Origin of the sequence: Roseateles asaccharophilus, from assembly GCF_031458115.1 — a bacterium.
GTDB lineage: Bacteria > Pseudomonadota > Gammaproteobacteria > Burkholderiales > Burkholderiaceae_C > Pelomonas > Pelomonas asaccharophilus_A.
The window spans coordinates 161,533-174,658 of sequence record NZ_JAVDXV010000002.1 but is presented as its reverse complement, the minus strand read 5'-3'; the positions used below and the strand labels follow the sequence as shown (position 1 = coordinate 174,658).

The 13,126-nt window shown below is 67.0% G+C and carries 9 protein-coding genes; all 9 read right to left on the bottom strand.

Translation table 11 applies throughout. From position 1 onward, the window contains the following. Window positions 1-10: 10 nt before the first annotated feature. Window positions 11-832, bottom strand: a complete 822-nt coding sequence (locus J2X21_RS05275; RefSeq protein WP_310325800.1) for a MotA/TolQ/ExbB proton channel family protein — start codon at window positions 830-832, stop codon at window positions 11-13. Window positions 833-919: 87 nt separating this feature from the next. After that, complete coding sequence (locus J2X21_RS05270) at window positions 920-1,570, bottom strand: ABC transporter substrate-binding protein (protein WP_310325798.1); 651 nt, start codon at window positions 1,568-1,570, stop codon at window positions 920-922. A gap of 451 nt (window positions 1,571-2,021) precedes the next feature. Then, complete coding sequence (locus tag J2X21_RS05265) at window positions 2,022-4,775, bottom strand: TonB-dependent receptor plug domain-containing protein (protein WP_310325796.1); 2,754 nt, start codon at window positions 4,773-4,775, stop codon at window positions 2,022-2,024. Between the two features lie 250 nt (window positions 4,776-5,025). Beyond that, window positions 5,026-6,858, bottom strand: coding sequence for an ABC transporter ATP-binding protein (locus J2X21_RS05260; RefSeq protein WP_310325793.1), 1,833 nt, complete (start codon window positions 6,856-6,858; stop codon window positions 5,026-5,028). Further along, entirely contained in the window at window positions 6,851-8,290 is a 1,440-nt protein-coding gene (locus J2X21_RS05255) for an ABC transporter permease (RefSeq protein ID WP_310325791.1), read from the bottom strand. The genes J2X21_RS05260 and J2X21_RS05255 overlap by 8 nt, the downstream gene beginning before the upstream one ends. After that, window positions 8,287-9,270, bottom strand: a complete 984-nt coding sequence (locus J2X21_RS05250; protein WP_310325789.1) for an ABC transporter permease — start codon at window positions 9,268-9,270, stop codon at window positions 8,287-8,289. The genes J2X21_RS05255 and J2X21_RS05250 overlap by 4 nt, the downstream gene beginning before the upstream one ends. Further along, window positions 9,270-11,468, bottom strand: coding sequence for an ABC transporter substrate-binding protein (locus tag J2X21_RS05245; RefSeq protein WP_310325787.1), 2,199 nt, complete (start codon window positions 11,466-11,468; stop codon window positions 9,270-9,272). Before J2X21_RS05245 ends, J2X21_RS05250 begins: the two co-directional genes overlap by 1 nt. 120 nt (window positions 11,469-11,588) lie before the next feature. After that, a complete protein-coding gene (locus J2X21_RS05240) occupies window positions 11,589-12,575 on the bottom strand; it encodes an LD-carboxypeptidase (protein WP_310325785.1) in 987 nt (328 codons plus the stop codon). Then, on the bottom strand, window positions 12,575-13,117 hold the full coding sequence (gene tadA, locus J2X21_RS05235) for a tRNA adenosine(34) deaminase TadA (protein WP_310325783.1): 543 nt from the start codon (window positions 13,115-13,117) through the stop codon (window positions 12,575-12,577). Before tadA ends, J2X21_RS05240 begins: the two co-directional genes overlap by 1 nt. Window positions 13,118-13,126: the final 9 nt, after the last annotated feature.

The window sequence follows — 13,126 nt, the reverse complement described above, 5'->3', positions numbered from 1 at the left end:
AGCTCAGGGATTAGCGCTTGGCGACAGCGCGGTTGCCCATCAGCACGCCGTGCAGGTCGGACGCGAAGGCGCGGACTTGAGCCATGACGGTCTTGTTGCGATTGACCAGCCAGTTGTAGCCCAGCACGGCCGGAACGGCGACGACCAGACCGATGGCGGTCATGATCAGCGCGGCGCCCACGGGGCCGGCAACCTTGTCGATGGAAGCCTGGCCGGCAACACCGATGGCGGTCAGCGCGTTCAGAATGCCCCACACGGTACCGAACAGGCCGATGAAGGGAGAGGTCGAACCGACGGTTGCCAGGAAGCCCAGGCCGGCGGAGATCTTGGAGTTGACTTCGTTGACGGCACGGTCAACGTTCATCGTCACCCAGGTGCTGTGGTCGATGTTCTCGGTCAGCGCGCCTTCATGGTGTTCCGAAGCCTCGATGGCGGTGGAAGCGATGTAGCGGAATGCGCTTTCTTCCTTCAGGCCCTTCACGCCGTCAGCCAGGCTGGCCTTCTTGAAGAAGGAGGCGCGGACTTCCTTGGCTTCCGATTGCAGCTTGCTGGTGTCCCACAGGCGGACGACCAGGATGTACCAGGAACCCATGGACATGATGGCCAGGATGGCCAGCACGACCTGGTCGACCACGTTGCCGTGGGCAACGATGTTGGCCAGGCTGTAGGGGTTGTCGGTGGCGCTGGCAGCGGCGGCCGGAGCGGCAGCAGCAGGAGCCTCAACGGCGGCAGGAGCCGAAGCCGGCTGCTGGTCTTGCGCCTGAGCGGGGGAGACGGCCAGGGTCGCAACCATGGCGATGGCGGCAAGGAAGCCGGTGATGCGAGAAATCATGGAGTCAACTCCTACGGAAAAATTCTGGTTTGATGTTTGGTTTGAACGCACCGCGCGTGGCGCGGTGCCGAATTCGAAACGGGCGACTTATTCGATCTTGAACTGGAACTCCTGCTCGAAGACGTGGTCGCCGGGGCATTCATAAGTGTCGAGCAGCGTCTGCTGGATGGCCTGCGTCAGCGCCCGAGCGGCCTTGCGATCCACACCACCACGCAGCGACGTGAATTCCACGCTCGTCACGCGGCCTGCCTTCACCGTGGCGACCGCCTTGTACAGGGCTTCACCACTCCAGTTGACCGACGGCATCTCGGGCTTGCCCATCTTCGTGCAGACCATCGCGGCGGTCTTGGGACCAACGCGGGGTGCCGGGGCCGGCGGCGCGGCCGGGACCGGGGCCGGCGCCGGACGGATGTTCTCCGTCGCCGGCGGTGCCACCTGGGTGGACTGGATCGCGGGGGCCGGCGGGGCCGGTGCGGTCACCTGGAACTCGGGCGGCGGCACGAAAGGCGGCGGAGGCGCCTTGATGTCCGGCGGGGGCGGCACAACCTTTTCGGGCGGCGGCGGCGGCTTGACCTGCTCTTCGATGATCGTGGTTTCGATCGGGCCGGTCACCTTCTTCACGATGTCCTTGGCGAGGCCGCTGGCGAGCGCCCAAATGGCCACAACGTGAATCAGGACCACGATACCGAAGCCCGTGAACCGGGACGCGCCCTGCTTCTCATCCTGCGCAAAATTCATGCGCGCTCCTTCTTGCAACTACAAATCACAGTCAATGACTCTCAGGAAGTCGGCCATTTGGACGGCGGAAGTTGCGTTCCTGCCGTCGACTAGCTCCCGAAGGGCGTGGATTCTAGATCGCGGAACCGCGTTCCAGAGTCGTTGAAAACACGCAGACGGCCGGAGCATGTAAAGCGAGCTTTACAGGTGGTTCGGCCAAAAAAATTGCCCGGTGGCAGTCGCCGTCGGGCACGCGTTTCTTCGCCACGAACCAGGTGTGCACAAACCACACCTCCGGCCAAACCCTGGCCACGCCCGGCATCTTAGCCCCGTGGTTTCACCCCCCTCCTTGGTGGTAACCCGGGCCTCATGGAAGCGTTTTTAGGCGCGATTACGTCGCGTTTCTTCGCCGATCTGACCGTTAAGTTACGAAAAAGGCCCGCCCAAGGCGGGCCTTCTGCGCCACCTCAGATCACTTGAACTGATATGTCACCGAGCCGTAGATGAAGCGACCGCGCGGATCGGCGAACGAACCGGCGAAGCCCGCGGCATGCGAACCGTAGCTGGACGAGGCGACGAACGGCGGATCCTGATCAAATGCGTTACGGGCGCCCAGCGTCATGCGCAGGTTCTTGATGCCCTTGTAGGTGACGGCCAGGTTCCAGCGGCTGGTGTCCTTCACGTTGTACGGCGCGTCGACGCCCAGGTTGGTGTTGACCACGGCGGCCGACTCCTGCCAGCCCTTGGTGAACACGTTCTCCAGCGCGACGTTCCAGGAACCCAGCGTCCAGTCGAAGGACAGCGTGTGCTGCCAGTCCGGCACCGGCGGGTTACCGCCCAGCGACCTGCCCAGGTAATCGGTGAACGGCAGGTCACGGCCGTTCTGCAGCTCGTACTTCATCGTGCGGGTGGCCGAGAAGCCGACACCCAGACGACCCATGTCGCCCAGACGGAAGGCCGAGCGGATGTCGATGTCGATGCCAGAGGTCTTCAGCTTGCCCAGGTTCTCGACCGGCGTCTCGATGTAGGCAATGAAGCCCGTGGGCGAGCGCTTCACGCGCGACTTGTACTTGGTGTACAGGCCCGGCTCGGCCATGAGCGTGTCGCCGCTGATGAGCCCGATCTGATCGCGTTTCTCGATGTTCCAGTAGTCCAGCGCGATGCTCAGGTCGCGGATGGGCTCGAACACGGCGCCGAACGCGAACTGGCGGCTCTTTTCAGCCTTCAGGTTCTTGTCGCTGGACAGGCGCACGTTGAACTGCGTGTTGCACAGCGCAGGCAGGTTGCCCGCGGAATCAGGCGCCTGCGGGCATTCCGGATCCACCTGCGGGTCGGCGGTGTTGGTGTTGGAGACAGGGCTGTTCACGTCCCACAGCGTCGGTGCGCGGAAGCCCGTACCAGCGCTGGCGCGGAACAGCATTTCCTTGCTGGGCTGGAAGCGAATGGCCACGCGCGGATTGAAGCTGCCACCGAAATCGCTGTACTTGTCGTAGCGCGCGGCCACGGTCGCCTCCAGGCCCTTGGCGAAGGGCAGCGACAGTTCGCTGTAGACCGCCGAGATGTTGCGGCTGGCCGAGGTGGCCGGCACGGAACCTTCACCGCCGATGTGCGAGCCCTTGGAATACTCGGGGTGGGTGGGCTTGTCGTCCGCCTTCTCTTTGCGCAGGTCGATACCGACGGCCAACGCCATCATGCCGCCGCCCATGGGCATCAGCTCACGGCTGGCCTTGGCATCCAGCACCATGGTGGTGCCCTTGGACTGGCGCACCGTGCCTTCCAGCGATGCAGCATCCAGCGCAGCCACGCCGGCGGCGTCATTGGGGCCGAATGGGTTGACGATACCGGCCCTCATCGCCGCCAGGAAGGGTTCTTCCAGCAGGTAGCCGCTGTAGTTCAGCTTGCCGCGTGCCTGCGCGATGTTCAGGCCGATGTCGTAGTCCCAGCCCGAGAACAGGCCGTTGGCGCCGACCACCATGCGGAACTGTTCGTTGGTGTTGTCGCTGACACGGTTGCCACGGTCCAGCGAGCGGTAGGCAATTTCGGTGTAGCTCACACCATCTTTCACTTCCGTCACATAGTCGGCCGGCGTATAGCCCAGGCGCGTCAACAGCGCGGTCGGGAAGTATTTGCTGGTGATGGGCATCATCGCCCTCGGGTATGACCCGTTGGCCGTGACCTTCATCGCGGTGCCGTCGATGGGCGTGGGCGCCGCTCTGCCGGTCGTGTGGTTGCGGGCTGCCGAGGCCTCGATGAACCACTGGTTGTCGGCGTCAATGCGGAAGGTGCCGCGCGCAAACAGGTCGGTCTTGGTGCTGTCCGGCAGGTTGTCCAGCATGGCCGCGTAGACGGCGCGGCAGCGCTTCACGTCGTCGGTGCCGTTGGGCGTCTTGCCGGCGACTTGGACGACCGTGTTGATGGGGTCGCAGGCAGCCATGGACTGCCCCGGATTCGTATAGGCGCCCGGACTGATGCCGATGTCCATCAACCGGCCCGGATAGGCGCGGAAGGACGTCGGCGGCGCCGAGCCAGGAACTTCCGTCGCATGGCGCGCATACCACGCCTGCTTGACCGCCTCCAGGCGCGTCTGTTCCTTGATGTTGGCGGTGACGAGCAGGTTGAAGCCGTCGGTGTCGAGGTTGCCCATGCCGAAGGCGATGGAGCCACCATGCTCCTTGCCGCCCACATCCTTCTCGGGTGCGCCGTAGCGGACGGTCAGTTCGCCGTTGGTGTAGTCCTTGCGCGTGATGAAGTTGATGACGCCGGCGACGGCGTCGGTGCCGTAAACGGCCGAAGCGCCGTCACGCAGCACTTCGATGCGCTCGATGGCCGCGAAGGGAATGCTGTTCAAGTCCACCGCGACCGAGCCGCCGATGGAGCCGAAGGGGTGGCCGGCCAGGCGGCGGCCGTTCAGCAGCACCAGCGTGGAGTTGGCGCCCAGGTTGCGCATGTTGGCGTTGCTGGTGGCATAGCCGGCGCCTTGCGTGGAGTCGGACAACATGCCCGAGTTCGCCGCCACGCGGCGCAGCACATCCTCGACGTTGGTCGCGCCCGACTTCTCGATGGCCTCGCGCGAAATGACCGTGACCGGCAGCGCGGTCTCGGAATCGACGCGCTTGATGCTGGAACCGGTGATCTGGATGCGCTCCAGCTTCTGGGCTTCCTGGGCCAGAACCGAGCTGGCGGCTAGGGCCAGGATGGCGCCGCTGATGGCGGTGGTCTTGAACATGGGCACTCCTTTTGAGATGGGGTCCCGCCGGGTGGTGCGGCGGCACTGACCCGGGATTCGGGTCGGCCTCGCGCCGAGCGGTGCGCTCGGATTGAGGGGTGGCGGAGTTTGTGCGGGTGCAACATAAGCACCCGCTCCGTGAATGCCCGTAGGGACTCACAAACCGGTTGCAAACCCTTGATTCAAAAGAAGTTCCATAGGGTTTCAGCCCCCTAGGCTGTAAATCCGGCCGTTGCCGCCGCGCGACGGCTCAGCTTGCTGAAATGTTCAGCCTCGGCACTGCGGCTAGCAGTGTGCGGGTGTAGGCCTCGCGCGGCTGGCCCAACACGTCGGCGCAGGCACCCTGCTCCACGATGCGGCCGCGCTGCATCACCGCGATGTCGTCGGCGATGTACGCCACGACGCCGATGTTGTGCGTGATGAAGAGGTAGGCCAGACCCTGCTCGCGCTGCAGTTCGCGCAGCAGGTTCAGGATCTGCGCCTGGACGGAGACATCCAGCGCCGACGTCGGTTCATCACAGACGATCAGCTTCGGCTGCACGGCTAGCGCGCGCGCGATGGCGATGCGCTGGCGCTGGCCGCCGGAGAACTCGTGCGGCCAGCGCTGCAGCGCGTCGCGGCGCAGGCCCACCTGGTCGACGAGGTTCAGCAGCCGCTCGCGGCGCTGGCCAGCGTCCAGTTCAGGGCGAAGCGCGATCAGGCCCTCCTCCAGCACATCGGCCACGCGCATGCGCGGGTTCAGCGATGCGAACGGGTCCTGGAAGATGATCTGCACGCTGCGCCGCGCCTCGACCAGCGCGGGGCCGTGCAGTTGGAACAGATCCTGGCCATCAAAGAGCGCCTGTCCGCTGATCTGCGCCTGGCGGCGCAGCAGCTGGACGATGGCCTTGCCGGACGTGGTCTTGCCGCAGCCAGACTCGCCCACCAGCGCCAGCGTGCGGCCGGCATGCAGCTGGTAGCTGACGCCGTCGACCGCGTCGAAATGGCGCAGGCCGTGCGAGAACAGCGGCGCCTTCAGCTGAAAGCGCACGCGCAGGTCGCGCACGTCCAGCAGCGGCGCGCCCTGCCCTGACGCCTGTGCCCGCTCAACCTTGGGTTGCGCAGTCGCGCGCGGCAGCGCCTCGCCCGGCTGGCTGTAGAGCAGGCAGCGCACCTGGTGCTGCGGGCCTTCCTCTGTCAGCAGGGGAGGCGTGCCGGCGCAATGCAACATGGCCTTGTCGCAGCGCGGCGCGAAGCGGCAGCCGGCGAAGTCCAGCCACAGTGGCGGCACCGTGCCGGCAATGGCCGCCAGCGGCTCGCCGCGGCGGCCGGCGTCCGGCAGCGCCTGCAGCAGCAGCCGTGCGTAGGGATGCTTAGGCGTTGAGAAGAACTCGGCCGCCGGCGCGACCTCGATGATCTGCCCCGCATACATCAGCGCCACGCGGTGCGCCATGCCGCTGACAACCGCAAGGTCGTGCGTGATCAGCAGCACGCCCAGCTGGCGCTCGCGCTGCAGGTCGCGGATCAGGTCCAGGATCTGCGCCTGGATGGTCACGTCCAGTGCGGTGGTGGGTTCGTCGGCGACGAGGAAGTCGGGCTCGGCCGCCAGCGCGATGGCGATCATCACGCGCTGCTTCTGGCCGCCGGACAGCCGGAACGGATAGTCGTCGATGCGCCGCTCGGGCTCGGGAATGCCCACGCGCTTCAGCCAGTCGACGGCCTTCGCGCGGGCTGCGGCGCCTCGCAGCGCGGTGTGCGCTTGAATGGCCTCCACGATCTGGTCGCCCACGCGCATGACCGGGTTCAGGCTGGTGGACGGCTCCTGGAAGATCATCGAGACCCGCCCGCCGCGCACCTCGCGCATGCGGCTTTCGGGCAGCGCCAGCAGGTCCCGGCCGTCCAGCTTCACCGCGCCGCCGGCCACGCGGCCGTTCTCGGGCAGCAGCCGCATCAGTGCCAGCGCGGTCATGCTCTTGCCGCAGCCGCTCTCGCCCACCAGCGCGAAGGTCTCGCCGCGCGTCAGCGTGAGGCGCATGTGGTCGATGGCGCGCACCAGGCCGGCATCGGCGTCCAGCTCCACCTGCAGGTCGGCGATCTCAAGCATGCTCTGCCGCCTTCTTCTTGCTGAAGATGCGTGGCCGGGTCGAGCGGGCCTTGGGGTCGAACGCGTCACGCACGCCGTCGGCAAACAGGTTGGCGGCCAGCACCAGGCTCACCATGAAGCCGAAGGCCGCCGCGAAGCTCCACCACACGACCGGATCGCGCGACATCTCGGCGCGGGCCAGGTTGATCATGCCGCCGAAGCTGCTGGTGGTCGGGTCCACGCCCACGCCCACATAGGTCAGCACGGCCTCGTACAGGATCAACTCGGAGAAGCTCAGCACGACCGTGATCAGCACCAGGTGCATCACATTGGGCAGGATGTGCCGGCCCATGATGCGCAGGTCGCCCACACCAAAGGCGGTGGCCGCCTGCACGTAGTCCAGCTCGCGCAGCTTCAGCGTCTCGGCGCGCACCAGCCGGCACAGGCCGGCCCAGCCGGTCAGGCCGAGGATGAGGCACAGCATCAACATCTTCAGGTCCGAGCGCTCCACCGCCGTCTCGAACAGCTCGGGGTTCTTGTCGAGGAACACCTGCACCATCAGCACGCAGGCGGCGATCAGCAGCACGTTGGGCACGGAGCTGAGCGTCGTGTAGACGTACTGGATGACCTCGTCCACCCAGCCCTTGTAGTAGCCGGCCAGCACGCCCAGCAGCAGCGCCAGCGGCAGCGTGGCCAGCGTGGACAGTGCGCCGATGACGAAGGCCGTGCGCACGCTCTTCAGCGCCTGCACCAGCACGTCGTTGCCGGTACGGTCGGTGCCCAGCACGTGATAGTGGCCCATCAGCGCCAGCGTGGGGCCTACCAGCAGCGCGACGACCGCCAGCGTCAGCAGCATCGCGCGCAGCGGGTAGTGCGTGCGGTCGGCCAGCAGGTCGCGCTGCGCCTGGCGCCAGCCGCCGTGGTGGCGGGCCAGAGCGGCGGCGGTCAGCACCATCAGCAGGCCGATGAAGATACCGGCCCCGGCCAGGCCCGAGGCGACGCGGCCGGCCACGTCGGCGCCCCATTGCGTGGCCGGGTCGCTCAGATGCGCGCCGCCGAACTTCAGCCGCGGGTACTCGCGCACGACCTGACCCTGCGCATCGGTCGCGCTCTCCTTGCTGAAGCCATGCGTGCCCAGCGGCACCGAGTAGCTCACCTCGCGCATGTCGATCTGCCGCTCCAGCAGCAGGTCCAGCGTCGACAGCGTGCGCGTGTCGTAGACGACGCTGCCATCGGTGCTGGGCAGCACGCGGCGCAGATGCAGACTGTCCACCAGCGTGACGAGCAGGAACATCGCCATGACGACGCCCGCACTCGCCGCGACCGGGTCGCGCAGCACGCGCTCCCAGGTGGCGCGCAGATGGGCCTGCGAGCGCACGCGCACCGCATAGGCCACCACGGCGGCAGCCATCAGCCACAGCGCGACATCGGTCCAAAGCAGCACGAACTTCATGAGAGTCGGACTCTGGGATCAACCCACGTGTAGGCGATGTCGATCAGCGCATTGCTGGCGATGTAGAGCAGCGCGCCAAGGAAGACCATGGTCCGCACGATGGCGAAGTCCTGGCCCGTGATGGCCTCGATGACGAAGGCGCCCAGGCCCGGGATGCCGAAGAAGCTCTCGAACACCAGGCTGCCCAGGAAGACATAGGGCAGGTAGCTGCCGGCGCTGGTGATGATGGGGATCAGCGCGTTGCGCAGCACATGGCGGCGCAGCACGCGGCCTTCGCTCAGGCCCTTGGCGCGCGCGGTACGCACATAGTCCTTGCCCATCTCCTCCAGGAACATCGCGCGGTACAGCCGCGCCTCGCCGCCCAGCCGCGCCAGCAGCGACAAGAGTATCGGCAGCGCCAGGAAGCGCACCGCGTCCAGCCCCGGCGCGAAGCCGTTCATGGGCACCAGCTTCAGCACGCGGGCGAACAGGTACTGGCCCACGATGATGTAGAACAGGCTGCTGATGGACAGCATCAGCACGCACAGCACGACGCCCCAGAAGTCGATGCGCGTGTGCCGGAAGAACACCAGCAGCAGCGAGAACGCGACGCTGACGATGACCTGCAGCATGAACAGCGGCAGCGCCAGCTGCAGGCTGACGCCCATGCGCACCTTCACTTCATGGCCGATGTTCACCGCCTGGCGCGCGTCGCTCTTGCCGAAGTCCAGCGCAAAGAGGCTGACCGATCGCTCCCACAGGATGGTGTGCGTGAACTGCTCGCTGCCCTGCTTGCTGGCATCGAAGTACAGCGGCTTGTCGTAGCCGCGCTCGCGCTTCCAGACCTCGATCTGCTCCTGCGTGACACGCTTGCCGCCGATGTTCAGCCGCGCCATGTCATCCGGCGTGTTGACCGAGAAGAACAGGAAGAAGGTGAACAGGTTGACGCCGATGAGGATGGCCAGGCCATAACCCAGGCGGCGCGTGATGAAGCCCAGCATCAGCGCGATCCTCCGAGCGCCGTGGCGGCTTCACGCTTCGCCCAGGCGCGGCGTGTGCCGATGAAGATGGCCAGCCCACCGACGGCGAAAGCCAGCAGCGGCCACCAGACAGGCCCGTTCCATGCGGCGATGCTGCGCGTGCGATCTTCGGCGTCAACGCGCAGATAGCGCGCGCGGTCCCGCACCACGACGCCGGGCTTGCCGTTGTGCACCCAGCGCTGGAAGGCCAGTCCCGAATAGCTCCAGTAGCCCCAGGCCCAGGGCGCGTCCTGGCGGACGATGTCGTTCATCTTGGCCATCACGTCGGCCTTCTCGGGGCCGTCCTCCAGCGACTGCAGTTTGCGGTACAGCCGGTCGAACTCGGGGTTCAGGTAGTTGGCCGTGTTCTCGCCCTCGTGCTGGCTCTTGCTGTTGGGGCCGTAGAGCAGGAACAGGAAATTCTCGGCATCGGGGTAGTCCGCAAACCAGCCCCACCAGAAGATCTGGTGCTTGCCCTTCAGGATCTTTTCCTGGAACTGGTTGAAGTCGGTCGCGCGGATGTCCAGCTGTATGCCCAGCTTCGCGAACTGGCGGATCAGCCAGTCGTTCTCGGCCTTCAGTTCCGGCGTGACAACACGCTGGAAGTCGTAGTTCAGCACCAGCGGCTTGCCGGTTTTCGCATCGCGACCGCCGGGGTAGCCGGCCTGCTCCATCAGCTTGTAGGCGTCTTCCAGCGGCCGGCGCTCGACCTTGCCGTGGACGAGCCGGTGCGTCACCGGGTTGAACTCGCCCGGCTGGCCCTCCTTGGCGCCGAACACGCCCGGCGGGATGGGCCCGTGCGCCGCATCGCCGCCCTTGTCGCGGAAGATGCGGCCATAGCCCTCCTCCCAGTCGATGGCGATGGAGATGGCCTGGCGCAGCGCACGGTTGCGCTTTTGCTGCTCGGGCGTGTCGCCCTGGCCGACGACAGGGTCCATCCAGTTGAAGCCCAGGTACCAGTTGGAGATGTCCACCGTCATCGGCAGTTGGAAGCCGCGCTGCTCGAAGAAGGCCTTGACTTCGTCGGAGTCGTCGCGGTCCACGGCCAGATTCACGCCCCAGTCCGCGCGGTCCATCTCCGGCAGGTCCAGGTAGCCCTGCTTGAACAACTCCTTGATGGGCACCCGCTCCTTCACGTTGATCGCGACGACCTTGTCGACGAAGGGCACGGGTTTGCCGCAGTCGGCCAGCCGCCCCGCCTCGGCATCGCCTGGCTCGCCTTCGCAGGGATAGGTGTCGGGCCGGTAGTTGGGGTTGCGGCTCATCACGTGCCGGCGGTCCTGCACGTATTCGGTCATCATGAACGGGCCCGTGCCCACGGGCCAGCGGTTCATGCTCATGGAATTGGCGGCCATGCCCGGCTGGGCATAGAAGGCATCGGCCTCCCAAGGCACCGGCGCGGTGAAGTTGGTGGCCAGCCAGTACTGCCACTGCGGGTAGCGGCCTTTCAGGCGGATGCGCAGCAGGTGGTCGTTGACCGCCACGGCGCCGGCCAGCGGCCACTGGCGCAGATCCAGAAACGGCTTGTCAGGCAGGTTCTCCGGCAGGCCGGCCAGCTGCTTGTCGCTCTCGCGCTTCACGGTGGCCAGGTAGTCCTTCAGCCCCAGCACATGCTCCGAGAACACCGGCGCCACCGGCGCCTCCAGGCGCGGATTGGCGTGGCGCTTCAGCGCGTAGACGAAGTCCTCCGCCACCACCTCGCGCGTGGCCAGCTGCTTGAACTCGAAGGGGCTGCGCCTGTCGCCCAGCTCGCCGGGCTTGAGCCGGTGGTAGAGGTACTGGCCCCGCGCGTCTTTCGCGAAGGCCGGATGCGGCGACCACTTCAGCCCGGGGCGGATGGGAATGTCGTAGACCGCCTCGGCGATCTGGTCGCCTGGCGCGTCGTCCGGCAGGCGCTGGCCCTGCTTGTCCAGGAAATAGGGCTTGACCACCTCGGCCGCCGCGCGCGGGATCAGCGTGTAGGGCCGCTTCAGCGGGTGGTAGCCGTAGGGCGGCTCGCTGATCTCGTAGACGTAGGTGCTCTCGGGCGCCGTGTACGACGAGGTCGGGTCCAGGTAGCGCGGCGAGCGCTCGGCGAACGCCATGTACAGCGTGTTCTCGCGCTCCGCGCCGCGCGGGAACGGGCTGTTGTTGCAGGCAGCCAGCAGCGCGAGCGACGCCGCGCCCATGCCTGCCTTCATCCACCCGAATCGAACTGCCACATCGCGCCCCAAAAAATACGCCCCGGCGCGGGCCGAGGCGATGGACGGGATCATAGGGCCGGACTCGTCTATACAGGCCCGGGAAAACCGGGGGTGACTTCAGTGATGGTCGTGGCCGCAATCGTCGCCACAGTCCTCACCATGGGGGTGATGCGCCGCATGCGCCAGCCGCGGGTCCGACTGCCAGCCCACGATGGCCTCGCGGCCCTGCACGTACAGCTCCACCGTGCCGCCCACCGGCAGGCAGACCTTGGTGCGCACATGGCCGAACGGCAGGCCGGTCAGCACCGGCGTCTTCGTACGGGAGCGCAGCGCGGCAACCGCGTCCTTGATGCCATAGCCCTTGTCCAGCGGCGATCTGGCCGCACCGCTGAAGTCGCCCAGCAGCACGGCGGCCTGCGCGTCGATGACGCCGGCCTGCTGCAGCTGCAGCAGCTGGCGCTCCACGCGGTAGGGGTGCTCGTTGATGTCTTCCAGGAACAGGATGCCGCCCTTGATCTTGGGCCAGTGCGGCGTCCCCAGCAGCGAGCACAGCACCGTCAGGTTGCCACCCCACAGCCGGCCGCGCGCCTCCAGGCCATCGAACTCGGCGCTGGGCGCGCGAAAGCCCACGGCCTCCAGCGCGCCGCTCATGGCCTCGGTGAAGCAGTCCTGCGTCACCTCGTCCACGCCGCCGTCGGCCTCGCTGCGGCCGAAGTCGTCGCAGGCCAGCGGCCCGGACCACATCGCCAGCCCCTTGTGGCGCGCGATGAAGCCGTTCTGCAGCGCGGTCAGGTCGCTGTAGCCCACCCAGCGCGTGCCGTGCTCGACGCTCTTCGCGATGCGGCTCCAGTCGAGCTGGTCCAGCAGCCGCGTCAGGCCATAGCCGCCGCGTGTGGCCATCGCGACGGACGGTGCGGCGTCGGCGATGCGGTGGATCGCGGCCAGTCGCGTCGCGTCGTCGCCGGCAAAGCGCTGGTGGCGCGCCAGAGCGTCGGCGTCAATGCTGACGTCAAAGCCCAGCTTCGTCAGCCGCTTGGCCGCACGCGTCAGGTTGCCGGCCTTGGCCAGCGCACCGGCGGGCGTGAACAGTGTCAGAGAGGTCATCAGGAGGGATCCAGTTCGGTGGCTTCGCCGGTCGGGATGATTCCCTGGCGCTCGGCGCGCCGTGCCCGCGCGGCCTCGCGGCGTTCGGCAAAAAACTCGCGCAGCAGCTGGGCCGAGGCCTCGGCCATCAAGCCGCGCTCGATGCGCGTGTGGTGGTTCAACTGCGGCTGCGCGAACAAGTCGATGACCGAACCGGCCACGCCCGTCTTGGGGTCGGCCGCCGCGAACACGACGCGCTTGAAACGCGCATGCATCAGCGCCATCGCGCACATCGCGCAGGGCTCCAGCGTGACGAACAGCTCGCACTCCGGCAGCCGGTAGTTCTCCAGCAGCGTGGCCGCGTGGCGCAGCGCGACGATCTCGGCGTGCGCCGTCGGGTCGTGCGTTGTGATGGGCCGGTTGTAGCCGGTCGCGATGACCTGGCCGCCGCGCGTGATGACGGCGCCGACGGGCACCTCGCCCACCAGCCAGGCGTTCTGCGCCTGGTCCAGCGCGAGGCGCATCGCGTATTCGTCGGCGGGCGTGAAGAGAGGCTCGGTCATGGGCGCCGC

What these genes read in the sequence shown, in the direction of transcription:
- J2X21_RS05260 (WP_310325793.1), bottom strand. Translation starts at nt 6,858, where the DNA reads ATGCTTGAGATCGCCGACCTGCAGGTGGAGCTGGACGCCGATGCCGGC.
- J2X21_RS05255 (WP_310325791.1), bottom strand. Translation starts at nt 8,290, where the DNA reads ATGAAGTTCGTGCTGCTTTGGACCGATGTCGCGCTGTGGCTGATGGCT.
- J2X21_RS05245 (WP_310325787.1), bottom strand. Translation starts at nt 11,468, where the DNA reads ATGAAGGCAGGCATGGGCGCGGCGTCGCTCGCGCTGCTGGCTGCCTGC.
- J2X21_RS05240 (WP_310325785.1), bottom strand. Translation starts at nt 12,575, where the DNA reads ATGACCTCTCTGACACTGTTCACGCCCGCCGGTGCGCTGGCCAAGGCC.
- J2X21_RS05270 (WP_310325798.1), bottom strand. Translation starts at nt 1,570, where the DNA reads ATGAATTTTGCGCAGGATGAGAAGCAGGGCGCGTCCCGGTTCACGGGC.
- J2X21_RS05265 (WP_310325796.1), bottom strand. Translation starts at nt 4,775, where the DNA reads ATGTTCAAGACCACCGCCATCAGCGGCGCCATCCTGGCCCTAGCCGCC.
- tadA (WP_310325783.1), bottom strand. Translation starts at nt 13,117, where the DNA reads ATGACCGAGCCTCTCTTCACGCCCGCCGACGAATACGCGATGCGCCTC.
- J2X21_RS05250 (WP_310325789.1), bottom strand. Translation starts at nt 9,270, where the DNA reads ATGCTGGGCTTCATCACGCGCCGCCTGGGTTATGGCCTGGCCATCCTC.
- J2X21_RS05275 (WP_310325800.1), bottom strand. Translation starts at nt 832, where the DNA reads ATGATTTCTCGCATCACCGGCTTCCTTGCCGCCATCGCCATGGTTGCG.